General features: G+C 68.3%; 34 protein-coding genes. 33 read left to right on the top strand and 1 reads right to left on the bottom strand.

The window, feature by feature from the left end; all coding sequences use genetic code 11:
- Positions 1–16: 16 nt before the first annotated feature.
- From rplB to map, 19 genes are all read left to right on the top strand, one after another.
- Positions 17–856, top strand: a complete 840-nt coding sequence (gene rplB, locus KK087_RS04095) for a 50S ribosomal protein L2 (RefSeq protein WP_194651094.1) — start codon at positions 17–19, stop codon at positions 854–856.
- 11 nt (positions 857–867) lie between these two features.
- Positions 868–1,149, top strand: coding sequence for a 30S ribosomal protein S19 (gene rpsS / locus KK087_RS04090; protein WP_017885529.1), 282 nt, complete (start codon positions 868–870; stop codon positions 1,147–1,149).
- A gap of 25 nt (positions 1,150–1,174) precedes the next feature.
- On the top strand, positions 1,175–1,567 hold the full coding sequence (rplV, locus tag KK087_RS04085; RefSeq protein ID WP_017885528.1) for a 50S ribosomal protein L22: 393 nt from the start codon (positions 1,175–1,177) through the stop codon (positions 1,565–1,567).
- Complete coding sequence (rpsC, locus tag KK087_RS04080; RefSeq protein WP_017885527.1) at positions 1,567–2,379, top strand: 30S ribosomal protein S3; 813 nt, start codon at positions 1,567–1,569, stop codon at positions 2,377–2,379. The genes rplV and rpsC overlap by 1 nt, the downstream gene beginning before the upstream one ends.
- A 2-nt stretch (positions 2,380–2,381) precedes the next feature.
- A complete protein-coding gene (rplP, locus tag KK087_RS04075; protein ID WP_017885526.1) occupies positions 2,382–2,801 on the top strand; it encodes a 50S ribosomal protein L16 in 420 nt (139 codons plus the stop codon).
- Positions 2,801–3,121 carry a 50S ribosomal protein L29 gene (gene rpmC / locus KK087_RS17605; protein WP_017885525.1) on the top strand — a complete coding sequence of 107 codons (321 nt, stop codon included), beginning with the start codon at positions 2,801–2,803 and terminating at the stop codon, positions 3,119–3,121. Before rplP ends, rpmC begins: the two co-directional genes overlap by 1 nt.
- Positions 3,121–3,405, top strand: coding sequence for a 30S ribosomal protein S17 (rpsQ, locus tag KK087_RS04065; RefSeq protein WP_017885524.1), 285 nt, complete (start codon positions 3,121–3,123; stop codon positions 3,403–3,405). The genes rpmC and rpsQ overlap by 1 nt, the downstream gene beginning before the upstream one ends.
- A gap of 31 nt (positions 3,406–3,436) precedes the next feature.
- Positions 3,437–3,805 (top strand): 50S ribosomal protein L14, encoded by a 369-nt coding sequence (gene rplN / locus KK087_RS04060; protein WP_017885523.1) that lies wholly within the window; start codon positions 3,437–3,439, stop codon positions 3,803–3,805.
- A gap of 3 nt (positions 3,806–3,808) precedes the next feature.
- Positions 3,809–4,168, top strand: a complete 360-nt coding sequence (rplX, locus tag KK087_RS04055; RefSeq protein WP_214529438.1) for a 50S ribosomal protein L24 — start codon at positions 3,809–3,811, stop codon at positions 4,166–4,168.
- Positions 4,168–4,758, top strand: coding sequence for a 50S ribosomal protein L5 (gene rplE / locus KK087_RS04050; RefSeq protein ID WP_214529437.1), 591 nt, complete (start codon positions 4,168–4,170; stop codon positions 4,756–4,758). The genes rplX and rplE overlap by 1 nt, the downstream gene beginning before the upstream one ends.
- 153 nt (positions 4,759–4,911) lie before the next feature.
- Complete coding sequence (gene rpsH / locus KK087_RS04045) at positions 4,912–5,310, top strand: 30S ribosomal protein S8 (RefSeq protein ID WP_017885519.1); 399 nt, start codon at positions 4,912–4,914, stop codon at positions 5,308–5,310.
- A 6-nt stretch (positions 5,311–5,316) separates the two neighbouring features.
- Positions 5,317–5,853 carry a 50S ribosomal protein L6 gene (gene rplF / locus KK087_RS04040; protein ID WP_017885518.1) on the top strand — a complete coding sequence of 179 codons (537 nt, stop codon included), beginning with the start codon at positions 5,317–5,319 and terminating at the stop codon, positions 5,851–5,853.
- Between the two features lie 2 nt (positions 5,854–5,855).
- Positions 5,856–6,230: a 50S ribosomal protein L18 gene (gene rplR, locus KK087_RS04035; RefSeq protein WP_031259041.1), complete on the top strand. Its 375-nt coding sequence runs from the start codon at positions 5,856–5,858 to the stop codon at positions 6,228–6,230.
- Complete coding sequence (gene rpsE / locus KK087_RS17240; protein WP_214529436.1) at positions 6,227–7,090, top strand: 30S ribosomal protein S5; 864 nt, start codon at positions 6,227–6,229, stop codon at positions 7,088–7,090. The genes rplR and rpsE overlap by 4 nt, the downstream gene beginning before the upstream one ends.
- Positions 7,090–7,275, top strand: coding sequence for a 50S ribosomal protein L30 (gene rpmD, locus KK087_RS04025; protein WP_173168934.1), 186 nt, complete (start codon positions 7,090–7,092; stop codon positions 7,273–7,275). The genes rpsE and rpmD overlap by 1 nt, the downstream gene beginning before the upstream one ends.
- On the top strand, positions 7,272–7,736 hold the full coding sequence (rplO, locus tag KK087_RS04020; RefSeq protein WP_110893938.1) for a 50S ribosomal protein L15: 465 nt from the start codon (positions 7,272–7,274) through the stop codon (positions 7,734–7,736). Before rpmD ends, rplO begins: the two co-directional genes overlap by 4 nt.
- Before the next feature lie 147 nt (positions 7,737–7,883).
- Positions 7,884–9,206 (top strand): preprotein translocase subunit SecY, encoded by a 1,323-nt coding sequence (secY, locus tag KK087_RS04015; protein WP_214529435.1) that lies wholly within the window; start codon positions 7,884–7,886, stop codon positions 9,204–9,206.
- Positions 9,203–9,793 (top strand): adenylate kinase, encoded by a 591-nt coding sequence (locus KK087_RS04010; protein ID WP_214529434.1) that lies wholly within the window; start codon positions 9,203–9,205, stop codon positions 9,791–9,793. Before secY ends, KK087_RS04010 begins: the two co-directional genes overlap by 4 nt.
- Positions 9,794–9,801: 8 nt before the next feature.
- Positions 9,802–10,632: a type I methionyl aminopeptidase gene (gene map / locus KK087_RS04005; RefSeq protein WP_214543353.1), complete on the top strand. Its 831-nt coding sequence runs from the start codon at positions 9,802–9,804 to the stop codon at positions 10,630–10,632.
- Between the two features lie 149 nt (positions 10,633–10,781).
- On the opposite strand, the gene KK087_RS04000 is transcribed toward map, so the two are convergent.
- On the bottom strand, positions 10,782–12,062 hold the full coding sequence (locus tag KK087_RS04000; RefSeq protein ID WP_214564288.1) for an LCP family protein: 1,281 nt from the start codon (positions 12,060–12,062) through the stop codon (positions 10,782–10,784).
- Positions 12,063–12,353: 291 nt separating this feature from the next.
- On the opposite strand from KK087_RS04000, the gene infA reads away from it, so the two are divergent.
- The 14 genes from infA (at position 12,354) to KK087_RS03930 (ending at position 24,265) form a co-directional block, all read left to right on the top strand.
- Positions 12,354–12,575 (top strand): translation initiation factor IF-1, encoded by a 222-nt coding sequence (gene infA, locus KK087_RS03995; protein WP_017885509.1) that lies wholly within the window; start codon positions 12,354–12,356, stop codon positions 12,573–12,575.
- A 70-nt stretch (positions 12,576–12,645) separates the two neighbouring features.
- Positions 12,646–12,762 (top strand): 50S ribosomal protein L36, encoded by a 117-nt coding sequence (gene rpmJ / locus KK087_RS03990; RefSeq protein ID WP_071276701.1) that lies wholly within the window; start codon positions 12,646–12,648, stop codon positions 12,760–12,762.
- A 186-nt stretch (positions 12,763–12,948) separates the two neighbouring features.
- Positions 12,949–13,323 carry a 30S ribosomal protein S13 gene (rpsM, locus tag KK087_RS03985; RefSeq protein ID WP_017885508.1) on the top strand — a complete coding sequence of 125 codons (375 nt, stop codon included), beginning with the start codon at positions 12,949–12,951 and terminating at the stop codon, positions 13,321–13,323.
- 9 nt (positions 13,324–13,332) lie between these two features.
- The gene (gene rpsK / locus KK087_RS03980) at positions 13,333–13,731 is read left to right on the top strand and encodes a 30S ribosomal protein S11 (RefSeq protein WP_017885507.1); all 399 of its coding nucleotides are present in this window, start codon (positions 13,333–13,335) and stop codon (positions 13,729–13,731) included.
- A 205-nt stretch (positions 13,732–13,936) separates the two neighbouring features.
- Positions 13,937–14,932, top strand: coding sequence for a DNA-directed RNA polymerase subunit alpha (locus KK087_RS03975; protein ID WP_214529429.1), 996 nt, complete (start codon positions 13,937–13,939; stop codon positions 14,930–14,932).
- A 63-nt stretch (positions 14,933–14,995) separates the two neighbouring features.
- The gene (rplQ, locus tag KK087_RS03970) at positions 14,996–15,574 is read left to right on the top strand and encodes a 50S ribosomal protein L17 (RefSeq protein ID WP_214529427.1); all 579 of its coding nucleotides are present in this window, start codon (positions 14,996–14,998) and stop codon (positions 15,572–15,574) included.
- Between the two features lie 141 nt (positions 15,575–15,715).
- The gene (locus tag KK087_RS03965; protein ID WP_214529426.1) at positions 15,716–16,834 is read left to right on the top strand and encodes an FUSC family protein; all 1,119 of its coding nucleotides are present in this window, start codon (positions 15,716–15,718) and stop codon (positions 16,832–16,834) included.
- A gap of 76 nt (positions 16,835–16,910) precedes the next feature.
- Positions 16,911–17,819 (top strand): tRNA pseudouridine(38-40) synthase TruA, encoded by a 909-nt coding sequence (gene truA, locus KK087_RS03960; RefSeq protein WP_214564287.1) that lies wholly within the window; start codon positions 16,911–16,913, stop codon positions 17,817–17,819.
- Positions 17,816–18,559: an MBL fold metallo-hydrolase gene (locus KK087_RS03955; RefSeq protein ID WP_214564286.1), complete on the top strand. Its 744-nt coding sequence runs from the start codon at positions 17,816–17,818 to the stop codon at positions 18,557–18,559. Before truA ends, KK087_RS03955 begins: the two co-directional genes overlap by 4 nt.
- Positions 18,560–18,764: 205 nt before the next feature.
- Positions 18,765–19,220, top strand: coding sequence for a hypothetical protein (locus KK087_RS03950; protein WP_214564285.1), 456 nt, complete (start codon positions 18,765–18,767; stop codon positions 19,218–19,220).
- 61 nt (positions 19,221–19,281) lie between these two features.
- Positions 19,282–20,139 (top strand): ATP-binding cassette domain-containing protein, encoded by an 858-nt coding sequence (locus KK087_RS03945; RefSeq protein WP_214564284.1) that lies wholly within the window; start codon positions 19,282–19,284, stop codon positions 20,137–20,139.
- On the top strand, positions 20,136–20,846 hold the full coding sequence (locus KK087_RS03940) for a hypothetical protein (RefSeq protein ID WP_111224633.1): 711 nt from the start codon (positions 20,136–20,138) through the stop codon (positions 20,844–20,846). The genes KK087_RS03945 and KK087_RS03940 overlap by 4 nt, the downstream gene beginning before the upstream one ends.
- A gap of 1 nt (position 20,847) precedes the next feature.
- Positions 20,848–21,096: a hypothetical protein gene (locus KK087_RS03935; RefSeq protein ID WP_214564283.1), complete on the top strand. Its 249-nt coding sequence runs from the start codon at positions 20,848–20,850 to the stop codon at positions 21,094–21,096.
- A gap of 91 nt (positions 21,097–21,187) precedes the next feature.
- Positions 21,188–24,265, top strand: coding sequence for an ExeM/NucH family extracellular endonuclease (locus tag KK087_RS03930; protein ID WP_214564282.1), 3,078 nt, complete (start codon positions 21,188–21,190; stop codon positions 24,263–24,265).
- Positions 24,266–24,459 lie beyond the last annotated feature (194 nt).

Here is a 24,459-nt window from a genome sequence, read left to right as displayed (position 1 = left end):
ACCAGAGGGATAAATCATGGCTATTCGTAACTACAAGCCGACGACCCCCGGTCGTCGCGGCTCGTCGGTCGCCGACTTCGCTGAGATCACCCGTTCGACTCCGGAGAAGTCCCTGCTTCGTCCGCTGCCGAAGACCGGTGGTCGCAACAGCTCCGGCCGCATCACCACGCGTCACATCGGTGGTGGCCACAAGCGCCAGTACCGCGTGATCGACTTCCGTCGCTCCGACAAGGACGGTGTCGACGCCAAGGTCGCTCACATCGAGTACGACCCCAACCGCACTGCGCGCATCGCGCTCCTGCACTACGTGGACGGCACGAAGCGCTACATCATCGCGCCGAACAAGCTCAAGCAGGGCGACGTCATCGAGCAGGGCGCCGGCGCCGACATCAAGCCCGGCAACAACCTGCCGCTGCGCAACATCCCCGTGGGTACCGTCGTGCACGCCATCGAGCTCCGCCCCGGTGGCGGCGCCAAGATGGCCCGCTCGGCCGGCGCTTCGGTGCGTCTCGTCGCCAAGGACGGCCCCTACGCGCAGCTCCGTCTGCCGTCGGGCGAGGTCCGCAACGTCGACGCACGCTGCCGCGCCACCATCGGCGAGGTCGGCAACGCCGAGCAGTCGAACATCAACTGGGGCAAGGCCGGCCGCATGCGCTGGAAGGGCGTCCGCCCGACCGTCCGTGGTGTCGCGATGAACCCGGTCGACCACCCGCACGGTGGTGGTGAGGGCAAGACCTCCGGTGGTCGCCACCCGGTCAGCCCCTGGGGTCAGTCCGAGGGCCGTACGCGCAAGCCGAACAAGCCGAGCGACAAGCTCATCGTCCGTCGCCGTAACGCCGGCAAGAAGCGCAAGTAGGAGTTCAGAAGATGCCACGCAGTCTGAAGAAGGGCCCCTTCGTCGACGAGCACCTGCTCCGCAAGGTCGTCACGCAGAACGAGGCCAACACCAAGAACGTGATCCGCACCTGGTCGCGTCGGTCGATGATCGTCCCGAACATGCTCGGTCACACGATCGCCGTCCACGACGGTCGCAAGCACATCCCGGTGTTCGTCACCGAGTCAATGGTCGGTCACAAGCTCGGCGAGTTCGCGCCGACCCGCACCTTCCGTGGTCACGTGAAGGACGACAAGAAGGGCCGTCGCCGCTAAGGCGGCGACGCAGAGGAGGAACGAAATGGTGGAGTCGATCGCACGCGTGCGACACATCCGCGTCACGCCTCAGAAGGCCCGTCGCGTCATCGAGCTGATCCGCGGCAAGCAGGCCCACGAGGCCCTCGCCATCCTGAAGTTCGCCCCCCAGGGCGCTTCGGAGCCCGTGTACAAGCTGGTCGCCTCGGCGATCGCGAACGCACGGGTCAAGGCGGACTCGACGAACAGCTTCCTCGACGAGCGCGATCTCTACGTGAGCCGCGTCTTCGTCGACGAGGGCACGACCCTGAAGCGGTTCCAGCCGCGCGCCCAGGGCCGCGCCTTCCGCATCAACAAGCGCACCAGCCACATCACGGTCGTCCTCGCGACGCCGGACGAGGTCGAGGCTGCCGCGACGAGCAAGAAGGCGAGCAACTAATGGGCCAGAAGGTCAACCCGTACGGTTTCCGTCTCGGGATCACGACGGACCACGTCTCGCACTGGTTCACCGACAGCAAGAAGGCCGGTCAGCGCTACGCCGACTACGTGGCCGAGGACATCAAGGTGCGCGAGTACCTGAAGAAGACCCTCGACCGCGCAGGTGTCGCCCGCATCGAGCTCGAGCGCACCCGTGACCGTGTCCGCGTGGACATCCACACGGCTCGTCCCGGCATCGTCATCGGTCGCCGCGGCGCCGAGGCGGAGCGCGTTCGCGGTGAGCTCGAGAAGCTCACCAAGAAGCAGATCCAGCTGAACATCCTCGAGGTCAAGAACCCCGAGACCGAGGCTCAGCTCGTCGCGCAGGGCATCGCCGAGCAGCTCTCCGCTCGTGTCGCGTTCCGTCGCGCCATGCGCAAGGGCCTGCAGGGTGCACAGCGCGCCGGCGCCAAGGGTGTCCGTATCCAGGTGTCGGGCCGTCTCGGCGGCGCCGAGATGTCGCGTTCGGAGTTCTACCGCGAAGGCCGTGTGCCGCTGCACACGCTCCGCGCGAACATCGACTACGGCTTCTACGAGGCCCGGACCACGTTCGGCCGCATCGGCGTGAAGGTCTGGATCTACAAGGGCGACATCACGAACAAGGAGCTCGCTCGCGAGCAGGCGAACCAGCGTTCGTCGCGCCCCGAGCGTCGTGGCGGCCCGCGCGGTGAGCGTGGCGACCGTGGCGGCGACCGTCGTGGCGGCGACCGCGGTGACCGCCGCCCGCAGCAGGCCCCGCAGGACGCGCCGGCCGGCGCAGGAGTTGAGGCGTAACCATGCTTATTCCCCGTCGAGTCAAGCACCGCAAGCAGCACCACCCGAAGCGTTCGGGTCAGGCCACCGGTGGCACCAAGGTCAGCTTCGGCGACTACGGCATCCAGGCCCTCACCCCGGCGTACGTGACCAACCGTCAGATCGAGTCCGCTCGTATCGCCATGACGCGTCACATCAAGCGTGGTGGCAAGGTCTGGATCAACATCTACCCGGACCGTCCGCTGACCAAGAAGCCCGCCGAGACCCGCATGGGTTCCGGTAAGGGTTCGCCCGAGTGGTGGGTCGCGAACGTGAAGCCGGGCCGGGTGCTCTTCGAGCTCTCCGGCGTCAGCGAGGAGATCGCCCGTGAGGCGTTGACTCGTGCAATCCACAAGCTGCCCCTCAAGGCACGCATCATCAAGCGCGAGGAGGGCGACGCATAATGGCGATCGGTTCCAAGGAGCTCCGTCCGACGGAGCTCGACACGTTCGAGAACGAGCGTCTCGCTGACGAGCTGAAGAAGGCCAAGGAGGAACTCTTCAACCTCCGCTTCCAGTCGGCCACCGGCCAGCTGGAGAGCCACGGTCGTCTCCGTGCCGTCAAGCGCGACATCGCCCGCATCTACACCGTCCTCCGCGAGCGCGAGCTCGGCATCCGTGCCACTCCCGCGCCCGTCGAGACCGCCCCCAAGGCCAAGAAGACGACGAAGAAGGCTGACAAGCCGGCCGAGTCGACCGAGGCCGAGACCGCCGAGGAGAAGTAATGGCGAACGAAGAGAAGAACTCCGCCGCCCTCACTCGCGGCTACCGCAAGACGCGTCGCGGCTACGTGACGAGCGACAAGATGGACAAGACCATCGTGGTCGAGGTCGAGGACCGCGTGAAGCACGCGCTCTACGGCAAGATCATCCGTCGTACGTCCAAGGTGAAGGCCCACGACGAGCTCGGCACCGCTGGTGTCGGCGACCTCGTCGTGATCAGCGAGACCCGTCCCCTCAGCGCCTCCAAGCGCTGGCGCCTGGTCGAGATCCTCGAGAAGGCCAAGTAGGCCTCGGCCTGCTTCGGAATAGGAGACAGCAGTGATTCAGCAGGAATCCCGCCTGAAGGTCGCCGACAACACGGGTGCCAAGGAGATCTTGACCATCCGCGTGCTCGGTGGCTCGGGTCGTCGCTACGCCGGTCTCGGTGACGTCATCGTCGCCACGGTGAAGGACGCCATCCCCGGCGGCAACGTGAAGAAGGGTGACGTCGTGAAGGCGGTCATCGTTCGCACCAAGAAGGAGACCCGTCGTCAGGACGGCTCCTACATCAAGTTCGACGAGAACGCGGCAGTGATCCTCAAGGCCGACGGCGACCCGCGCGGTACGCGCATCTTCGGTCCGGTCGGTCGCGAGCTCCGTGACAAGAAGTTCATGAAGATCATCTCGCTCGCGCCGGAGGTGCTGTAAGCCATGGCGAACATCAAGAAGGGTGACCTCGTCCAGGTCATCACGGGCGCGACGCAGGAGCGTGGCGGCGACCGTGGCAAGCAGGGCAAGGTCATCGAGGTCCTCAAGGACAAGAACCGCGTCGTCGTCGAGGGCGTGAACTTCATCACGAAGCACGTCCGCGTCGGCCAGACGCAGCGTGGTTCGAAGACCGGTGGCATCGAGCAGCACGAAGCCTCGATCCACGTCTCGAACGTCGCGCTCGTCGACCCGAAGACGAAGAAGCCGACCCGTGTCGGCTTCCGCACCGAAGAGGTGGAGAAGGACGGCGTCAAGAAGACCGTCCGTGTCCGCTACGCGAAGAAGTCTGGTGAGAAGCTCTGATGACTGACACGACTGCTGCGCCCGCTGGCAAGACCCAGCCGCGCCTCAAGCAGAAGTACCTGGCCGAGATCAAGACGGCCCTCACCGAGCAGTTCGGCTACGCGAACGTCAACCAGGTCCCCGGCCTGGTCAAGGTCGTCGTGAACACCGGTGTCGGCGAGGCCGCTCGTGACTCGAAGATCATCGAGGGGGCCATCAAGGACCTCACGGCGATCACGGGCCAGAAGCCCCAGGTCAACATCGCCCGCAAGTCCATCGCACAGTTCAAGCTGCGCGAGGGTCAGGCCATCGGCGCGCACGTCACCCTCCGCGGTGACCGCGCGTGGGAGTTCATCGACCGCCTGGTCACGCTCGCACTGCCCCGCATCCGCGACTTCCGCGGTCTCAGCGACAAGCAGTTCGACGGCAACGGCAACTACACCTTCGGTCTCACGGAGCAGTCCGTGTTCCACGAGATCGACCAGGACCGCATCGACCGTGTCCGCGGCTTCGACATCACTGTCGTCACCACCGCGAAGACGGACGACGAGGGACGCGCGCTGCTCCGTCAGCTCGGCTTCCCGTTCCGCTCCAACGAGCAGACGGTCTAAACTACTTCGGGCGGTGCGGGCCGGAGGATTCACGTCCTCCGGCCCGCACGCACGAACACACCGATCCTGGGGAACCGCTCCGGGATCACTCGATCGCTCAGGTCGGCATTCGTGGAACGGGTGTCGAAACCAGGCGAGAAATGGACGAACATCATGACGATGACCGATCCGGTCGCAGACATGCTGACCAGATTGCGGAACGCGAACTCCGCGCACCACGACGCCGTCGCGCTCCCGAGCTCCAAGCTCAAGAAGAACATCGCCGACATCCTCAAGCGTGAGGGCTACATCAGCGAGTGGAAGGTGGAGGACGCTCGAGTCGGGCAGACCCTCACCATCGACCTGAAGTACGGCCCCGAGCGCGAGCGTTCGATCGCCGGCATCAAGCGTGTCTCGAAGCCGGGCCTCCGGGTCTACGCGAAGTCGACGGAGATCCCCCAGGTCCTCGGTGGCCTCGGCGTGGCGATCCTCTCGACCTCCTCCGGCCTCCTGACCGACCGCGAAGCCGAGCAGAAGGGCGTGGGTGGGGAAGTCCTCGCCTACGTGTGGTGATCGACAATGTCACGAATCGGACGTCTTCCCATCGACATCCCCGCCGGCGTCACCGTCTCCGTTGACGGTCAGAACGTGGCGGTCAAGGGCCCGAAGGGCGAGCTCGCGCTCGTCATCGCGGAGCCCATCCAGGCCAAGGTCGAGGAGAACCAGGTCCTCGTCACCCGTCCGGACGACGAGCGCGAGTCGCGGTCGCTCCACGGACTGACCCGGACCCTCATCGCCAACAACATCATCGGCGTGACCCAGGGCTACACCAAGGGCCTCGAGGTCGTCGGCACCGGTTACCGTGTCGCGGCCAAGGGCTCGAACCTCGAGTTCGCGCTCGGGTACTCCCACTCGATCACGGTCGAGCCGCCCGCGGGCATCAGCTTCGCGGTCGAGGGCAACAACAAGGTCACGGTCGCCGGCATCGACAAGCAGGCAGTCGGCGAAGTGGCGGCGAACATCCGGAAGCTCCGGAAGCCCGAGCCGTACAAGGGCAAGGGTGTCCGTTACGCCGGCGAGAACGTGCGCCGCAAGGCCGGAAAGTCAGGTAAGTGATCATGGGACTCCTCAAGACACGAGGCAAGAGCAAGGCGGCCGCCAAGGCGCGTCGTCACAACCGTCTCCGCAAGAAGATCACCGGCACCGAGGCTCGTCCCCGTCTCGCCGTCACCCGCTCGTCGCGTCACGTGTTCGTGCAGGTCATCGACGACGCGAAGGGTCACACCCTCGCCAGCGCCTCGACGATGGAGGCAGACCTCCGCTCGTTCGATGGCGACAAGACCGCCAAGGCCCGTCGCGTCGGTGAGCTCCTCGCCGAGCGCGCGAAGTCGGCTGGCGTCGAGGCCGTGGTCTTCGACCGCGGTGGCAGCAAGTACGCCGGTCGCGTCGCCGCGATCGCCGATGGTGCCCGTGAAGGAGGGCTGAACCTGTGAGCGACAACGCGAACACCAACGAAGACGCCAAGACCGAGGCCGTCGAGGCCACGGACGCCGTCGAGACCACGGAGGCCACTGCGGCCCCCGAGGCGAGCACGGAGGCACCCGCAGAGGGCGCCGAGGCACCTGCAGAGGGTGCCGAGGCCACCGACACGGCCGCGAAGGGCAAGGAGGCGGAGGCACCTGCCGTCGCCGAGCGCCCCGTCGAGACCGCCGCCGGTTCCGCGTCCAACAACCGCGACTCGGCCGACAACCGTGGCCGTCGTGGTGGCGGTCGTGACCGTCAGCAGGGCCGCGACCGCAACAACCGCGGTGGCGACAGCCAGTTCCTCGAGCGCGTGGTGACCATCAACCGCGTCTCGAAGGTCGTCAAGGGTGGTCGTCGCTTCAGCTTCACGGCGCTCGTCGTCGTCGGTGACGGCAACGGCCTCGTGGGCGTCGGCTACGGCAAGGCCAAGGAGGTCCCCACGGCGATCTCCAAGGGCGTCGAAGAGGCGAAGAAGAACTTCTTCCGCGTCCCCCGCGTCGGCAACACGATCCCGCACCCGGTGCAGGGTGAAGCCGCCGCTGGCGTCGTCCTCCTGCGTCCGGCCGGTCCCGGTACCGGTGTCATCGCCGGTGGTCCGGTCCGTGCCGTGCTCGAGTGCGCCGGCATCCACGACGTCCTGAGCAAGTCGCTCGGTTCGTCGAACACCATCAACATCGTGCACGCGACCGTCGAGGCTCTGAAGCAGCTCGAGGAGCCCCGCGCCGTCGCGAGCCGTCGTGGCCTCGACGTCGAGCGGGTCGTCCCGGCTCGTCTGCTCCAGGCCGAGGCCGCAGCCCTGCGTGCCACGACCGAGAAGGCAGGTGCGTGATGGCGACGCTGAAGATCACGCAGATCAAGTCCGTTATCAGCGAGAAGCAGTACCAGCGCGACACCCTGCGCAGCCTGGGCCTCAAGCGCATCGGCCGTACGGTCGAGCGTGAGGACAACGCCCAGAACCGCGGGTACATCGCAACGGTGGCGCACCTCGTGAAGGTCGAGGAGGTCGACGCATGAGCGACGAGAAGAACGAGCGCGTGCAGGTGCTGAAGCTGCACCACCTCCGCCCCGCCGAGGGCGCCAAGAAGGACCGCACCCGTGTGGGTCGCGGTGAGGGCTCGAAGGGCAAGACCGCTGGACGTGGTACCAAGGGCACGAAGGCCCGTTACCAGGTCCGGGTCGGCTTCGAGGGTGGGCAGATGCCGCTGCACATGCGCACCCCGAAGCTCCGCGGGTTCAAGAACCCGTTCCGGGTCGAGTACCAGGTCGTGAACCTGGACAAGATCTCGGAGCTCTACCCCGACGGTGGCGACGTCACCGTTGCGGGCCTGGTCGCCAAGGGCGCCGTCCGCAAGAACGAGAAGGTCAAGGTTCTCGGTCAGGGTGACATCAACGTGAAGATCACGGTCACGGTCGACAAGGTCTCGGCGTCCGCAGCCGAGAAGATCGTGGCTGCTGGCGGCACCGTCTCCCAGTAACCCCCGTCGGCGGCCCGTGCGTTTGCGCACGGGCCGCCGTTACGGTTTCCTTGACAGTGGCCGGCATCCGCCAGCCGGGTCGGCCCTGCCGACCGACACCGGTACGGCCTCAATCGACGGCCCCGGTCCCAGAAGTTCGGAGTCCTCGTGTTCAGAGCGGTCGCGCGCATCATGCGCACCCCTGATCTTCGCAAGAAGATCGGCTTCACCCTCGCGATCATCGCGCTGTTCCGTCTCGGGTCGTACATCCCGGCACCGTTCGTCGACTACGCCGCTGTGCAGAGCTGTCTCGCCAGTGCGTCGTCGTCCGGTGGCCTCTACGACCTGATCAACCTCTTCTCCGGCGGCGCGCTGCTGAAGCTCTCGGTCTTCGCGCTCGGCATCATGCCGTACATCACGTCGTCGATCATCGTGCAGCTGCTGCGCGTGGTCATCCCGCACTTCGACTCCCTCTACAAGGAGGGCCAGTCGGGCCAGGCGAAGCTGACGCAGTACACGCGCTACCTCACGATCGCGCTCGGTGTCCTGCAGTCGACCACGCTGATCACGGTCGCCCGTTCTGGCGCCCTCTTCGGCACGAACGCCTCGGCGTCCTGCACGTCGATCATCTCGAACGACAGCTGGTACGCCATCATGCTGATGGTCGTCACGCTGACCGCCGGCACCGGCCTCATCATGTGGATGGGCGAGCTCGTCACCGAGCGCGGCATCGGCAACGGCATGTCGCTGCTCATCTTCACGTCGATCGCGGCGCAGTTCCCGTCGGCGCTCTGGGCGATCGAGCAGTCGCAGTCCTTCGAGCTCTTCCTGTTCGTGATCCTGGTCGGACTCGTGATCATGATGGCCGTCGTGTTCGTCGAGCAGTCACAGCGGCGGATCCCCGTGCAGTACGCCAAGCGTATGGTCGGGCGGCGGACGTACGGCGGCAACAACACCTACATCCCGATCAAGGTGAACATGGCCGGCGTCGTGCCCGTCATCTTCGCCTCGTCGCTCCTGTACCTGCCGGCCCTGGTCGCGCAGTTCAACCAGCCCTCCGACGGCTCCGAGCCGGCAGCGTGGGTGACCTGGGTCCAGAACAACCTGACCTCGGGTGACAACTGGTTCTACATGGTCCTGTACTTCCTGCTCATCGTCGGGTTCACGTACTTCTACGTGGCGATCACCTTCAACCCCGAAGAGGTCGCCGACAACATGAAGAAGTACGGCGGGTTCATCCCCGGCATCCGTGCCGGTCGTCCGACCGCCGAGTACCTCGACTACGTCCTCACCCGGGTGACGCTGCCCGGCTCGCTCTACCTCGGTCTCATCGCGCTCATCCCGCTGGCAGCACTGGCGCTGTTCGGCGCGAACCAGAACTTCCCGTTCGGTGGCGCGAGCATCCTCATCATCGTGGGTGTCGGTCTCGAGACCGTGAAGCAGATCGACTCCCAGCTGCAGCAGCGTCACTACGAAGGGCTTCTCCGTTGAGCGCACGTCTCATCATCGTCGGACCTCCCGGAGCCGGGAAGGGCACCCAGGCAGGCCGCATCGCCGAGTCCTTCGGGATCCCTGCCATCTCCACCGGGGACATCTTCCGCAAGAACGTGGCAGAGGGCACGCCGCTCGGTGTGCAGGCGAAGGCGATCATGGACGCCGGCGACTACGTGCCGGACTCGCTGACGAACGAGCTCGTGAAGTCCCGCCTGCAGGAGCCCGACGCCGAGCACGGCTTCCTGCTCGACGGCTATCCCCGCACGGTGGGCCAGGTCGAGTACCTCGACGCGTTGCTCGCTGAGCAGGGCACCGGGATCGACGCGGTCGTGCAGCTCGTCGCCGACCAGGACGAGCTCGTCGGCCGCCTGCTGAAGCGTGCCGAGGACCAGGGTCGCAGCGACGACAACGAGGAGACGATCCGTCGTCGCCAGCAGGTCTACGCCGAGCAGACGGCACCCATCGTCGCGGCGTACGGCGAGCGCGGCCTCGTGGTCGACGTCGACGGCCTCGGCGGCATCGACGAGGTCGGCGACCGCATCCAGACGGCACTGGCGGGCCGCGGGCTCTCCGCGACCGTCTGACCAGCGCGGTGCGGTTCAAGAAGCCCTCGATCTACAAGACCCCGGACGAGCTCCGGGCGATGGTCCGGCCGGGTCAGCTGACGGCCGAGGCGCTCGACGCCGTCCGTGCTGCGATCCGCCCCGGCACCACCACCGGTGAGCTCGACGCCATCGCCGAGCGGACGATCCGTGACGGCGGCGGCATCCCGAACTTCCAGCTGGTCCCCGGCTACCGCCACACGCTGTGCGTGTCCGTGAACGACGAGATCGTGCACGGCATCCCCGGAGACCGCGTGCTCGCGCCCGGCGACATCGTGTCGGTGGACGCGGGCGCCGAGGTCGACGGCTGGAACGGCGACAGCGCGTTCACCACGGTCGTCCCCGGCGGCGACGCGGGGATCACGACGGCGCGTCAGACGCTCTGCGACACGACGGAGCGGTCGCTCTGGCACGGCATCGCTGCGCTCGCGCACGCGAAGAACCTGCACGAGGTCGGCTCTGCCGTCGAGGACGCGATCGACGAGACCGGTTCGTGGGGCATCGTCGAGGACTACACGGGGCACGGCATCGGTCGCTCGATGCACGAGGATCCCCCGGTGTTCAACTACCGCGTCCGTGGCGCCGGTCCTGCTGTCAAGCCGGGCCTGGTGGTCGCGATCGAGCCGATGGTCACGGCCGGCACCATCGACAGCTCGACGGACGACGACGAGTGGACCGTCCGCACGCTGGACGGGTCCGACGCCGCGCACTGGGAACACAGCGTCGCGGTGCACGCAGACGGCATCTGGGTGCTCACGGCCGCCGACGGCGGCGCTCGGGGCCTGGCCCCGCTGGGTGTGACGCCCGTCCCGATCCCGTAGGACGGGCCTCCAGTCCAGAGCGCTGCCAGCGTTCGGTGCCTCTCCCCGTGCGACGGCCGGGAGGCCCGGTTCGGCTCCGCCCGTTCCGTACCCCGCGCAGACGCTCCCGTCCATGGCACGTGTGCGGCCGGCGGCGCCGGCGGCCGCCGTCAGTTGCCGACGGAGCAGGTCTCCTCGGAGGCGCTCTGCCCGGTGATCGAGGACGGCAGTGGTGTCGCCGATGCGGTCGGGGTCCGTGTGGCGGTCGTGTTCGGCGTCGGCGCGGGGGTGCCCGTGGGCGACGACGTGTCGGTGGAGGTTCCGGTGGAGCCCGCCGACCCGGTACCGCCGGACGACGTCCCGCCGCTCGACGACTCCTCGGACGCGCGACCGGTGCTCGAGTCGCTCAACGAGGACCGGACGTCGTTCTGCAGCGCCACGTTGAGGGTGTGGGCCGTCTCCTGGTCCACGATCACCCGGGCACTGTCGGCGGGGTCGTCGGCGACCGGGTACTGCACGAAGAGCATGTTGGCGGTGCTCATGCCGCGGAGCGCGGAGGCGAGCCCGACGAGGGTGCGGGTCTGGGCGAGGCCGTCGGACAGGGTCATGTTGGACAGGGCGGCACCGGCCAGCTTGTAGAGCGTGATCGGGTTCGAGAGCGTGCCGTCCGAGGTGACCTTGCGGAGCAGCGCCGACAGGAACACCTGCTGCGAGCTGATGCGGGCGAGGTCGCTGCCGTCACCGACGCCGTGGCGGGTGCGGAGGAAGGCGAGGGCGTCCGAGCCCTCGAGCGAGTGCGAGCCCGCGGTGAGGTGCAGACCGGTGAACGTGTCGTCGATCGGCTGGGCGACGCAGACGTCGACGCCACCGAGGGCGTTCGACATCTCGATGACGCCGTCGAAGGTGATGAGGCCGGCGTAGGGGATGCTCAGGCCGGTGAGGTTCTCGACAGTGTCCACGACGCAGGAGACGCCGCCGTTGCCGAGCGCGGTGTTGAACATCGCGGCCGTCGCCGCCGGGTAGGTGGTGCCGGTGGCGGGGTTGGTGCACGCCGGGATCGGGACCATCAGGTCGCGGGGGAAGCTGACCGCGGTGAGCTGCTGGTGGTCCTCGGAGATGTGGATGAGCATCGTGACGTCGTTGCGCGCGCCCTCGACGTCCTCGTCGGAGTCGAACTGCCCCACGCGGGTGTCGCTGCCGATGAGCAGGATGTTCGCGCCGCCCTTGATGGCGGTGATGTCGGCGGTCTTCGCGGTGCTCTGGTCGTCGGTGCTGAGCTGGACGGTCTGCGGTGCGGTCGCGAGCTGTGCCCCGGCGATCGCGGCGACGCTCGTGCCGCTGACGAGCACGACGGCGACCGCCGACGCCACGACGGTGACGAGCGTGCCCCAACCCCGGCGACGGGCCTGCTTGCCGTGTCGGGCGAAGGGACGTCGGGTGGCGTCGGGCACGTGGTCTCCGTTCGGTGGTCCGGCGCGCTGTGCTCGCACGGACGTGGCTGCGGAGCAAAACTACGGTCCTCGCGCATGTGCGCGCCCGGAGCGCGCCGTCAAACCACTGTGGAGCGCTCAGACACGACGCCGGAAGCCCCAGACAGGGGGCGTTCCGCACCAGCACTTGGCAATTGGGGGATTACCACATAGGATCGATCTTTGGTGTGTCATGCCCTCTCGGGTGTGGCGACCGACCCGCAGACCGGTTCGGGGATCACACCAGTTCCACAACCAAGCGACAGTGAGGCTATGGCCAAGAAAGACGGCGTCATCGAGATCGAAGGCTCGGTGCTCGAAGCTCTGCCCAACGCGATGTTCCGCGTTGAGCTGACGAACGGACACAAGGTCCTCGCGCACATCTCCGGGAAGATGCGCCAGCACTACATCCGCATCCTCCCCGAGGACCGCGTGATCGTGGAGCTGAGCCCGTACGACCTGACCCGCGGCCGGATCGTCTACCGCTACAAGTGATCCGCGAGCTGGAAAGGAACGGCACGGCAATCCTGCCGAGCACGAAGCCAGCGAGCACGAGGAAAGAACCATGAAGGTCAACCCCAGCGTCAAGCCCATGTGCGAACACTGCCGAGTGATCCGCCGCAAGGGCCGCGTCATGGTGATCTGCAAGAGCAACCCGCGTCACAAGCAGCGCCAGGGCTAGTCCCGGGCGCGTGACCGGCGCCGACAGTGTCCAGCGGACACCAGGCTGCTCGAGCACGACCCACAACTGAAGATCGACAACGCAGTACCAGAACCCGGTCGCACGACGGCCGGGGGACACCTCGGGGCGGAGGCCCGAGCACCGGTACTGCGCCACACCTCCATCGACAACAGGAGCAGCCATCACATGGCACGTCTAGCAGGCGTCGACATCCCGCGCGAGAAGCGCGTGGAGATCGCACTCACGTACATCTACGGCGTCGGCCGTACCCGCGCCGTCCAGGCACTCACGGAGACCGGTATCTCCGGTGACATCCGCGTCAAGGACCTGACCGACGACCAGCTCGTCGCCCTCCGTGACTTCATCGAGGGCAACTTCAAGGTCGAGGGTGACCTCCGCCGTGAGGTCGCCGCCGACATCCGACGCAAGGTCGAGATCGGCAGCTACGAGGGTCTCCGCCACCGTCGTGGTCTCCCGGTGCGCGGTCAGCGCACCAAGACCAACGCTCGTACCCGCAAGGGACCGAAGCGCACCGTGGCAGGCAAGAAGAAGGCTCGATAGGAGACCCCGATGGCTACCCCCAAGACTGCCGCGCGCAAGCCGCGCCGCAAGGAGAAGAAGAACGTCGCCGTGGGCCAGGCCCACATCAAGAGCACGTTCAACAACACGATCGTCAGCATCACCGACCCGTCGGGTGCCGTCCTCAGCTGGGCGTCCTCGGGAGCCGTGGGCTTCAAGGGTTCGCGCAAGTCGACGCCGTTCGCGGCGCAGCTCGCCGCCGAGTCCGCTGCGCGTCAGGCGCAGGAGCACGGCGTCAAGAAGGTCGACGTCTTCGTGAAGGGCCCGGGTTCGGGTCGCGAGACCGCGATCCGCTCGCTCCAGGCCGCTGGCCTCGAGGTCGGCTCGATCAACGACGTCACGCCGCAGGCGCACAACGGGTGCCGCCCGCCCAAGCGCCGTCGCGTCTGACGCGAGGAGCAACCGGCCGCGCCCTGCTCGTCCCCTGACCGGACCCAGTCCGGCGGGGGCGGGCAGGGCCCGCGGCCATTCCTGGTCGTTCGATCGCGCACGTGTGTGCGCGTGATCACAACTCAACAGACCCGTCGGGGCCCATGCGGCCCCGTCGTACCGCCAAGTGTCATATAGCGGACACTTCGCCGAAAGGAATCCCACAGTGCTCATTGCACAGCGCCCCACCCTGACCGAGGAGCCGATCTCCGAGCACCGCTCGCGCTTCGTCATCGAGCCGCTCGAGCCGGGCTTCGGTTACACCCTCGGCAACTCGCTGCGCCGCACGCTCCTCTCCTCGATCCCCGGCGCGGCTGTCACCAGCATCCGCATCGACGGCGTCCTCCACGAGTTCAGCACCGTTCCCGGTGTCAAGGAAGACGTCACCGAGATCATCCTCAACATCAAGAGCCTGGTCGTCTCCAGCGAGCACGACGAGCCCATCACGGCGTACCTGCGCAAGCAGGGTGCCGGTCAGGTCACCGCAGCGGACATCTCCGCTCCGGCCGGCGTCGAGATCCACAACCCGGAACTCGTCATCGCGACCCTGAACGACACCGCGCGCTTCGAGCTCGAGCTCACGATCGAGCGTGGCCGTGGCTACGTCTCGGCCACGCAGAACCGTTCCGAGTTCAGCGAGGCCGGTCAGATCCCGATCGACTCGATCTACTCGCCGGTCCTCAAGGTCACCTACCGCGTCGAGGCGACGCGTGCCGGTGAGCGCACGGACTTCGACCGCCTGGTCGTCGACGTCGAGTCGAAGCCGGCGATCACGCCGCGCGACGCCATCGCGTCGGCCGGTCGCACGCTCGTCGAGCTGTTCGGGCTCGCCCGCGAGCTCAACACCGCGGCCGAGGGCATCGAGATCGGCCCCGCGCCGGTCGACGCCGTGCTCTCGAACGAACTGCAGACCCCGATCGAGGACCTCGACCTGTCGGTCCGCAGCTACAACTGCCTGAAGCGGGAGGGCATCAACACGGTGTCCGAGCTCGTCGCCCTGTCGGAGACGCAGCTCATGAACATCCGCAACTTCGGTCAGAAGTCGGTGGACGAGGTCAAGGACAAGCTCACCGAGCTCGGCCTGTCCCTCAAGGACACCGTCCCCGGATTCGACGGCGCCCACTTCTACAGCGGGTACGACGAGGACGAGTCCAACAACTGACCTCGCGCTCACGCGCAAGCGCGCTGACACCGCGCGCACCACTTTCACCACTGGAGAACTGACATGCCGAAGCCCACCAAGGGCCCCCGCCTCGGTGGCGGTCCCGCCCACGAGCGCCTGCTCCTGAGCAACCTCGCCAACGCCCTCTTCACCCACGGTCGCATCACGACCACCGAGACGAAGGCCAAGCGCCTCCGTCCGGTCGCCGAGCGTCTCATCACGTTCGCGAAGCGTGGCGACCTGCACGCGCGTCGTCGCGTGATCGGCATCCTGCGCGACAAGTCCGTCGTGCACACGCTGTTCACCGAGATCGCTCCGCAGGTCGAGGACCGCCAGGGTGGTTACACCCGCATCACGAAGCTCGGCTTCCGCAAGGGCGACAACGCCCCGCTGGCGTCGATCGAGCTCGTCCTCGAGCCCGTCTCGAGCACGCCCGCCCCGGTGAAGCGCGACGCTGCTCCGGCCGCTGCCGCTGCTCCGGTCGCCGAGCCCGCCGCCGACGAGACCACCGAGGAGGCCCCGGTCGAAGAGACCGAGACCACCGAGGAGTCCGCCCCGGTCGAGACCGAGACCGAGACCGACGCTGCCGCTGAGGTCGAGGCCGACGCCGCCGAGAAGTCGGACGACGCCGACACCAAGTAGTCCGGTGCCCTCCGGGGCGCTGAACCACCACGAGGAAGCCCCCGCGACCCAGGTCGCGGGGGCTTCCTCGTGTCCGCAGGGCCGACGGCAGCTGCGCCGCGCCGCGTACGGTGGCCGATCAGCAGGACAGGGAAGGAAGTCATGGCGTTCCAGCACGTGACGGGTCTGGGCACCCGGGTCTGGCGGTGGAGCCGGACCTCCGGCACGCAGCCCCGCCTGCTGCACGCCGGCAAGGCAGCCGCCGCCGCGGTGATCGCATGGTTCATCGCGCAGCACATCCCCGGCGTCGCGGCCGAGTACCCGTACTACGCGCCGCTCGGTGCCGTCGTCGCGATGCAGACCACGGTCTTCGCGGGCATCCGGAGCGGCGTGCAGACCCTGGTCGGCATCGCGCTCGGCATCGTCATCGCCGGTTTCACGATGTGGGTCGGCGACCCCGGCTTCCTGGCGATCGCGCTCGCGGTCGGCGTCGGGGTGCTGGTGGGCGGGTTCCGCGTACTGGGGGAGGGCAGCTCGTGGGTGTCCACCGCGGCACTCTTCGTCCTGCTCGTGGGCGGTGCGCACGCTGAGGGCTACTCGCTCGGGTACCTGGTGCAGATGGCCGTGGGCGTCGTGGTCGGCCTACTCGTGAACTTCCTGGTGTTCCCGCCGCTGCACTTCTGGGACGCCGAGCACCGCATCGACGCGGTCAACGGCGTGCTGGCGGACCACCTCGACGGCCTGGCTGCCGTGCTCGAGGAGGGCAAGCGCGACGAGAAGGCGTGGGACCACCAGCAGGACCGCCTGGACCGTGCGATCGCCGACGTGCGGTCACGGGTGGCGATCGCCCACGAGAGCCGCCGGCTCAACCCCCGCGGCGCCCTTCGCGGGTCCCGCGCCCGGCTGCAGAAGGACGGCGCCCGCTTCCGGGCCCTCGAGCGGGTCGCCTGGTACACGACCGACCTCACCGAGCTCGTGGCACGCTCCGGCCCGGTGTCCGAGGGGGTCGGGCGTCCCGACCCGGCGTTCGCTGCCCCCATCGCCGAGGCACTGCGGAAGATCGCGAGCACGATCCGCGGTGACTCCCCGGAGGACCAGGCCGAAGAGGCCATCGCACGCCTCGAGACCGCGCTCGACGCATCGCGTGAGAACCCCTCCCACGTCGCGGTCACCTCGGCCGCGCTCGTCGCCCTGCGCGGGATCGTCGAGTCCGAGCGGCGTGCGACCGACGACCTCGACACCCGGACCGGTCCGTCGGCGTTCGGTCGTCCGCGCGGCTGAGCGGCTGCGGGCGGTCGCCGTCCGGCAGACCGAGCGCGGGCCGGGAGGCACGGATCACCCCCGCTACGGTGGTCACGTGGACGAGACGGTCGGCTTCCAGGACCCCGACAGCGCGGACGACGTGCGGCTGCGGCTGGACATCGCCTACGACGGTGCGTCGTTCTCCGGGTGGGCCCGACAGCCCGGGCTCCGGACCGTGCAGGGCGCGCTCGAGACCGCACTCGCCACCGTCTTCACCCGCTGGGGCGAACCGCCGTTGCTGACCGTCGCCGGACGCACCGACGCCGGGGTGCACGCCACCGGGCAGGTCGCGCACCTCGACCTGTCGGCAGAGCAGTGGGCAGCGCTCGCCGCCAAGCGCGGTTCGGGACGCTCACCCCTGGACGGACTGGTCAAGCGGATCAACGGCATCGCGGGCCCCGAGGGGGACGTCGTCGTCACCGGTGCCTCGGTGGCGCCCGCCGGGTTCGACGCCCGGTTCTCCCCGCTCTGGCGCCGGTACGAGTACCGGATCGCGGACGCCGACGCCCCGCGCGATCCACGTCGACGCGGGCACACGGTCTGGCACGGGGCGCGGCTCGATCCGGCAGCGATGGAGCACGGTGCGCTGACGCTGCTCGGGTTGCACGACTTCGCGACGTTCTGCAAGCCGCGCGAGGGGGCGACGACCATCCGGACGCTGCAGCAGTTCCGCTGGGACCGTGAGCCGGACGGCGTGCTGGTGGCGCGCCTCCAGGCCGATGCCTTCTGCCACTCCATGGTGCGGGCGATGGTGGGGGCGACCATCGCCGTCGGCGAGGGCCGTTTCGGCCCGGACCGCCTCGAGGAACTGCGCGTCGCCGAGGAGCGCACGAGCGCCTTCAAGACGGCACCGGCGAAGGGACTGACGCTGACCGAGGTGGGGTACCCGGCGGACGCGGAGCTCGCGGAGCGGGCGGAGCAGACCCGGGCCCGACGGTCGGTGGACGGTACCGTCGAGGGATGAGCCCGCGCGAACCCCGTTCCGTCGTGTCCGTCGCCCCAGGAGTCGTCTTCGTCGAGGGCCCGGTGTCCAACTGGGTGGTCCTGGCCGAAGAAGACGGCGTCGCACTGATCGACGCCGGGTACCCGGCCGACACCGAGCTCGTGCTCGACACCGTGCGGGCAGCCGGCCACGACCCTGCCGACCTCCGGCGCGTCTACGTCACGCACGGACACGTCGACCACGTCGGAGGCATCCCCGGGATCCTCGAACGCCATCCCGACGTCGAGGTGCTCGCCCACGCCGACGAGCTCGGCAACGTGCGCGGACCGGAGCGGCAGCAGGTCACACCCGCGGAGATCGGTGGTCGGCTCGCCAGTCCGCGCGTGCTCGCCTGGCTGGCCCGCGCGATCCGCTCCGACGCCCTGCGGCCGACCACCGTGCCGTCGGCACGGGCCTTCACGGGTGCGGACTTCGCCGGACGGGCGATCACGCCGTTCCCGGCGGTCGGGCACACGGACGGCTCGACCGCCTACCTGCTCCCCGCCGCGGACGCGATCGTCACGGGTGACGCGGTCGTGAGCCGGCACGACACCCAGCCCGGGTCGTGGGCCCCGCGGCCCCGGATGATCACGTCGTTCTTCACCGCCGACCAGGACCGCGCGCTCGAGTCCGCGCGGGCGCTGCCGTTCCCGGCGCTCGTGCTCCCCGGGCACGGACCGGCCGTCCGTCGCGTCGGGGGGACATGGTTGCCCATCGGCTGATGTTGCCGGACGTGATCGTCCGCCCTGGCCCCCTGGCCCCCTGGCCCCTGGCCGACGTGGACCAGCCGGCGGGCGCGGAGCTTGCGGAGCGGGCGGAACTCGTGCGAGCGCTGCAAGCCTGACGACTGTTCGACACTTCGTTGTGGTGTTGTTATATATCTCAGACCGAAACGCTGGAATATGAGCGTTTGGTCTGGCACGATCGGTGCACGGCGAAGAAGCCGCAACGATTGGGGTAAGGATGAATCGAATTCGTACGGTCGGGGTGATCGGGGCGATCGTCACCGGCGCCATGCTGAGCACGGTGGGCGCAACAGCTGCGGCGGCAGCGCCTGCGTCGACGATCTCCGTATCGGCCAATGCCGGAGAGCGCGGCGTTTCAGGAGTAGTCCCGATGAGATCGAGCCCCGTGCCGAGCTCACCTGTTCCTCAGGGGGAGAACTCGACCAACAGGGTGCCGATCGGATCGATCGTCAACTGGATCAAGAAAAACGCCTCGTCGATCATGACCGGGATGAAGAACGCGGTCCGAGGGGGAATCAACAACTTCAAGAGGTGGTGGAACGGACTGGCGGGGTGGATCCGCGCTGGCATCACCGCAGTCGGGAACATGAGCGTAACCGAACTGTTCAGCGCGCTCTGGAACTACTTCTTCGGTTGATCGATGACGGCTGCGGGGAGTGGTGCAACGCTCCCCGCAGCCGTAGCGCGAGAGGAGCACAATGCTCGAAATGGTCGACGTTCGCTTGCGCGGGCGTGGCCGTCCACGCCTGGACGGAGTGAACCTCCGGCTCGCTCCAGGCGTCGTGTACGGCCTGATCGGTCCGAACGGGGCGGGGAAGTCCTCGCTGATGTCAGTCCTTGCGCGTTTGGTCCCGGCCTCGTCGGGAGAGCTGTCGTCGCCTCCGACCCTCGTCGGGGCCGTTCTGTCGGAAAACGGACTTCACCCGGGTCGGACTGTCCGCGAGACGATTCGCCTCCGCGGCTCCTACGCGCGGTTGGGACGGGAAGTCGCGGACGATGCGCTCCGCCGAGCCGGCCTGGAGTCCGTTGCGCGCCGGAAGGTCGGTGCGCTGTCTCTCGGGATGCGCATGCGCCTGGCGATCGCCGCGGCGACCATCGGCGAGCCCGGTCTTCTGATCCTCGACGAACCGATGAACGGTCTCGACCCGGACGGTATCTCGTGGGTCAGGTCGGTCATCGCGGACATGCGGAGCCGGGGCGTGATCGTCGTGGTGTCGAGTCATCTCTTAAGCGAACTGGCACAATTCATCGACGTCGCGGTGATCATCAGCGCCGGAACGATCACCCGCATCGAGTCGATGCGCCGCGTCACACAACCCGGCTGTCTCATCCGGGTGAATGATCCGGCTGCTTTGGTAGACATCTTCGGGCTGAAGGGGTGCTGCAGCACGATCCGCGGTGAATGGGTGAGCGTCGACCTGCCTGCGCCGGAAGCTGTTCGTGAAGCGGTCACCAACTCACTCGACGTCTTCGGCGTCGAGGAACGTGGGACCGACCTCGAGGACCTCTACGCGACCACAACAACGGGTGAGTACTTGGCAGGGGGCGCGCGATGATCTCCTTCGTCCAGAGCTCGCTCCTGGAGCTCCGCAAGCGCACCGACACGCAGGGCTCCATCACTGCATACGCGCTGTTGAGTGCCTTGGTCATCGCGTGCGGTGTGCTCAGTGTCTGGGTGGTGAAGTCCGCTCCCTCCTTCGGAGCCGGCGAAGTGCTCGTGATCGTCGGTCTCCCGGCCGCGCTCGCCTCGGCGATCGTCGGCGTCGTGTTCGGCGTGGGTGACGGACGGGTGGGCGGGGAACGCGACGGGATACTCACTTGCCTCTCCCGCGACACCCTCTACCTCGCGCGTGGATGTGCCTGTGTCGCGATGGTGGCTGGTCTGGTCATTGCGAGCACAGCTGTGGCACTTCTCTCCGTCGTGGTGGCCAGCGCGCTCGGCGGCGAGTTGTCGTCGGTGTCCTTCGTGACGCAACTCGGAGAGGTCGCATCGCTCGCTCTCGCGGCGGCAGCCCTGGGCTTTGGCATCGGTGCGTCGCTCAGAGGTCTCGCGGTTGCACTGGCGAGTGTCCTCTTGATCATCCTCGTCGTGGACACGACACTGGCGCTCGCCGGCCCCTGGACGGACTTCATCCGGTTCAGCACCGTTCAAGCCGGAGTGACCGGGGATGCTCCTTTCCTGCCTTCCTTGACGTCTGGGCTCCTGTGGATCGGTGTGCCTCTGGTCGGAGGCTGGCTCCGCACGCGTTCAGCGGAGGTGTGACGTGGCAGGCACAAGAACGCTCCGTCGAAGTCGATCGGTCGGCACCGCGAGCCTCATCCTCATTGCGACCCTCGGCGTGTTCGTCGTCGGGGTCGACGGCCAGGTGCCGCTGATCCGACTCGTCGCTGCCGGAATCGCGGTGCTCGCTGGTGCGGCCTCGCTCTGGCTCACGCGCAAGCGGAGCGGCCTGTCCAGTTGGTACGCGATCACCATCGCTGTCGTGCTCCTCCGGCTGGCGAGCGGAGCATGAACCGGGGGCCCAGCCCGCCCCTGATGTTGCCGAGCGCAATCATTCACCTCGGCGCAACCTGAACGTCCCCGCAGATCGGTAGCCTGCGGGCATGGCCAACACCCTCGGACGCACGTTGTTGTGCGCCACCGCGGCCGCGACGCTCCTCGCGGCCCCGCTCGTCACCGTCACCGCAGCGACCGCGAACCCCGAGGGGACCGACCTCGTCATCGAGGAGGCCTACCTGAAGGCGGGCAGCAAGGGCGCGTTCTACAACCAGAAGTTCGTCGAGATCGGCAACCCGACCGACGCCCCGGTGTCGCTCGAAGGATGGTCGCTGCAGTACCGCTCCGCGACGGGCACCGGCACGTTCTCGGCCAGTGCGCTCGAGGGCACCGTGCCGGCGAAGGGCACCTTCCTGGTGTCGATGGCGGGCAACGGCGGGGCCACCGCGGCCGGTGAAGACCTGCCCGCAGCCGACGACACCGCGTCGCTCAACCCGTCCGGCACCACGGGCACGCTCGTGCTCTCCGACGCGACCGCACCCCTGGCGCTCGCCGCCGGCCCCGTCGCCACCGGCACCGACGGCGTGGTCGACCTGCTCGGCTACGGCGCATCGAACACGTACGAGTCGACCGTGCGCACCGTGACCGGGGACAACTCCGTGCCGAACGGCCTGGTCCGCCAGGGCACCACGGACACCGACGTCAACGGTGCGGACTTCTCGGTGACGACGACGCTCACGCCGCGGAACGCCGCGGGCGAGACGACGGCACCGACCGAGCCCACGGAGCCGACCGACCCGGGTGACGGCGGGACCCCCGCGCCCGGCACCCCGGCCGAGACGGTGACCATCGCCCAGCTGCAGGGCACCACGGACACCTCGCCGTACGCCGGCAAGAACGTCACGACCGACGGTGTCGTCACCGCGGTCTACGGCACCGGCGGCTTCAACGGGTACACGATCCAGACGCCGGGCACCGGCGGCGCGATCGACCTCGGTGCCCACACCGCGTCCGACGCCGTTTTCGTCTTCTCGTCCGCCACCGCCGGCCTCGTGCAGCAGGGCGACCACGTCCGGGTCACCGGTGCCGTGTCCGAGTACTTCGGCCTGACCGAGCTCACCGTGTCGGCGGCGTCCTCGCTCCAGAAGCTGACCGACCCCGTTGTGGCGCCGCAGCCCGCCGCGGTCGCGTTCCCGTCGTCCGACGCGCAGCGCGAGTCGCTCGAGAGCATGCTCGTCGCACCGCAGGGCGCGTACACCGTCGCCGACAACTACACCACGAACCAGTACGGCGAGGTCGTGCTGGCCAGTGGCGAGGGGCGGCTCGTGCAGCCGACCGAGGTCGGACGTCCGGGATCTGCCGAAGCGAAGGCCGCCGAGACGTCCAACGCCGCACGCAAGGTCACGCTCGACGACGGCGCGAGCACGAACTTCCTGACGCAGGCCAACAAGGGCATCCCGGTGTCGTGGCTCACCCAGGGCCCGGTCACCGTCGGAGCCACCGCCAGCTTCACGGATCCGGTCGTCCTCGACTACCGCAACAGCGGATGGAAGTTCCAGCCGACCGCGCCGATCACGGGCGCGACCCCGGCGGCCGACCTGCCGGCGTCCTTCTCGGACGTGCGACAGCCGAAGCCGCAGGACGTCGGTGGCGACCTGAAGCTCGCCGGCTTCAACGTGCTGAACTACTTCCCGACCACGGGTGACGAGCTCACCGGCTGCACGTACTACACGGACCGCGCCGGCGACCCCGTGACCGTGAACTCCGGCTGCGACGCCCGCGGTGCCGCCGAGCAGGAGGACTTCCTGCGCCAGCAGGTCAAGATCGTCAAGGCGATCAACGGCCTGGACGCCGACGTCGTCTCGCTCGAGGAGATCGAGAACTCGGCCCGCTTCGGGCAGGATCGCGACGCCGCCGTGGCCACCCTGGTCGACGCGCTCAACGCCGCCACCGGCCAGGACACCTGGGCCTACGCGAAGTCCCCGGCCGTCGTGCCCGCGAGCGAGGACGTCATCCGCCTCGCCCTCATCTACAAGCAGGACCGCGTCGAGCCCGTCGGTGAGTCCACGATCCTGCTCGACGACGCGTTCACGAACGCCCGCCAGCCCGTCGCGGACGCGTTCCGCCCGGTCGGCGGCACCGCGGACGACGACTTCCTGGTGATCGCGAACCACTTCAAGTCGAAGGGCTCCGGCACCGGCGAGAACGCCGACCAGGGTGACGGACAGGGTGCGTCGAACGCCGACCGCGTCGAGCAGGCGAAGGCCCTCGTGACGTTCTCCACCGACATGCAGGAGCAGTACGGCACCGACAAGGTGTTCATGCTCGGCGACTTCAACGCCTACAGCAAGGAGGACCCGGTGGTGGTCCTCGACGAGGCGGGGTACACCGACCTCGGCCCGGCGCTCGACAGCACCGAGTACTCGTACGTGTTCTCCGGCCTGAGCGGCTCGCTCGACCACGTGTTCGCGTCGGAGGCCGCGCTCGAGACGGTCACGGGCGTGGACATCTGGAACATCAACTCGGTCGAGTCGGTGGGCCTGGAGTACAGCCGCCACAACTACAACGCGACGAACCTGTACACCGACGACGTGTACCGGGCGAGCGACCACGACCCGATCCTCGTCGGCTTCGACCTCGACGCTGAGGGGACGGACCCGGGCACCGACCCGGGCACGGACCCGACGCCGGTGCCGACGCCGACGCCGGTGCCGACCCCGACCCCGGTGCCGCCGTTCGACGGGATCACCCCGCCGGCCGGCCCGGTGGCACCGTCGGAGTCGCTGTTGACGGAGACGAACCGTGGTGGGGTGTCCGCTCCGGCGTCGGCTCGTGCGGGGGAGACGATCACGGTGACGGTCGGCACGGCGTCGACCGGTGACACGGTCAACGTGTGGCTGTTCTCGACCCCGACGCTGATCGGTACGGCTACGGTCGCATCCGACGGGACGGTTCGGGTGACGATCCCCGCGGACACGATGGCTGGGGTGCACCGGTTGGCGGTGACGGCTGCGGACGGGTCACTGATCGGGTGGACCCCGATCACGATCACGGTTGATGGTCAGTTGGCGTTCACGGGTGCCGAGGGGCTCGGTGCCGGTGCGCTGGTGGCGTTCCTGCTGCTCGCGGCGGGTGCGGGTGTGCTGATCGTGCGTCGCCGACGTCGGGCTGCGGCTGCGGAGTAGTCCCCACGCCCCACGGGGGCGATGCGTGTGCAGAAGACGTCGGGTTCGCGGTGCGGACCCGACGTCTTCTGCTCACTCGGTGCAGTGTGCTGGGCCCAGGGCGGCCTGGAGGCGCGGTGCGGGGCCGGCACGCGCCTCCAGACCGGCAAGCGGCCGCGTTTGACCGCGGTGACCCGCATCGGCTAGGCTCTCAC

Source organism: Curtobacterium aurantiacum (assembly GCF_018598555.1).
Lineage (GTDB): Bacteria > Actinomycetota > Actinomycetes > Actinomycetales > Microbacteriaceae > Curtobacterium > Curtobacterium aurantiacum.
The sequence above is the reverse complement of the archived record's forward strand: the minus strand, read 5'-3'. Positions and strand labels throughout refer to the sequence as shown.

Excerpts from the sequence above, each read along its gene's own strand:
- rplB (WP_194651094.1), top strand. The coding sequence starts at position 17 with ATGGCTATTCGTAACTACAAGCCGACGACCCCCGGTCGTCGCGGCTCG.
- rpsS (WP_017885529.1), top strand. The coding sequence starts at position 868 with ATGCCACGCAGTCTGAAGAAGGGCCCCTTCGTCGACGAGCACCTGCTC.
- rplV (WP_017885528.1), top strand. The coding sequence starts at position 1,175 with ATGGTGGAGTCGATCGCACGCGTGCGACACATCCGCGTCACGCCTCAG.
- rpsC (WP_017885527.1), top strand. The coding sequence starts at position 1,567 with ATGGGCCAGAAGGTCAACCCGTACGGTTTCCGTCTCGGGATCACGACG.
- rplP (WP_017885526.1), top strand. The coding sequence starts at position 2,382 with ATGCTTATTCCCCGTCGAGTCAAGCACCGCAAGCAGCACCACCCGAAG.
- rpmC (WP_017885525.1), top strand. The coding sequence starts at position 2,801 with ATGGCGATCGGTTCCAAGGAGCTCCGTCCGACGGAGCTCGACACGTTC.
- rpsQ (WP_017885524.1), top strand. The coding sequence starts at position 3,121 with ATGGCGAACGAAGAGAAGAACTCCGCCGCCCTCACTCGCGGCTACCGC.
- rplX (WP_214529438.1), top strand. The coding sequence starts at position 3,809 with ATGGCGAACATCAAGAAGGGTGACCTCGTCCAGGTCATCACGGGCGCG.
- rplE (WP_214529437.1), top strand. The coding sequence starts at position 4,168 with ATGACTGACACGACTGCTGCGCCCGCTGGCAAGACCCAGCCGCGCCTC.
- rpsH (WP_017885519.1), top strand. The coding sequence starts at position 4,912 with ATGACGATGACCGATCCGGTCGCAGACATGCTGACCAGATTGCGGAAC.
- rplF (WP_017885518.1), top strand. The coding sequence starts at position 5,317 with ATGTCACGAATCGGACGTCTTCCCATCGACATCCCCGCCGGCGTCACC.
- rplR (WP_031259041.1), top strand. The coding sequence starts at position 5,856 with ATGGGACTCCTCAAGACACGAGGCAAGAGCAAGGCGGCCGCCAAGGCG.
- rpmD (WP_173168934.1), top strand. The coding sequence starts at position 7,090 with ATGGCGACGCTGAAGATCACGCAGATCAAGTCCGTTATCAGCGAGAAG.
- rplO (WP_110893938.1), top strand. The coding sequence starts at position 7,272 with ATGAGCGACGAGAAGAACGAGCGCGTGCAGGTGCTGAAGCTGCACCAC.
- infA (WP_017885509.1), top strand. The coding sequence starts at position 12,354 with ATGGCCAAGAAAGACGGCGTCATCGAGATCGAAGGCTCGGTGCTCGAA.
- rpmJ (WP_071276701.1), top strand. The coding sequence starts at position 12,646 with ATGAAGGTCAACCCCAGCGTCAAGCCCATGTGCGAACACTGCCGAGTG.
- rpsM (WP_017885508.1), top strand. The coding sequence starts at position 12,949 with ATGGCACGTCTAGCAGGCGTCGACATCCCGCGCGAGAAGCGCGTGGAG.
- rpsK (WP_017885507.1), top strand. The coding sequence starts at position 13,333 with ATGGCTACCCCCAAGACTGCCGCGCGCAAGCCGCGCCGCAAGGAGAAG.
- rplQ (WP_214529427.1), top strand. The coding sequence starts at position 14,996 with ATGCCGAAGCCCACCAAGGGCCCCCGCCTCGGTGGCGGTCCCGCCCAC.
- KK087_RS03965 (WP_214529426.1), top strand. The coding sequence starts at position 15,716 with ATGGCGTTCCAGCACGTGACGGGTCTGGGCACCCGGGTCTGGCGGTGG.
- KK087_RS03955 (WP_214564286.1), top strand. The coding sequence starts at position 17,816 with ATGAGCCCGCGCGAACCCCGTTCCGTCGTGTCCGTCGCCCCAGGAGTC.
- KK087_RS03945 (WP_214564284.1), top strand. The coding sequence starts at position 19,282 with ATGCTCGAAATGGTCGACGTTCGCTTGCGCGGGCGTGGCCGTCCACGC.
- KK087_RS03940 (WP_111224633.1), top strand. The coding sequence starts at position 20,136 with ATGATCTCCTTCGTCCAGAGCTCGCTCCTGGAGCTCCGCAAGCGCACC.
- KK087_RS03930 (WP_214564282.1), top strand. The coding sequence starts at position 21,188 with ATGGCCAACACCCTCGGACGCACGTTGTTGTGCGCCACCGCGGCCGCG.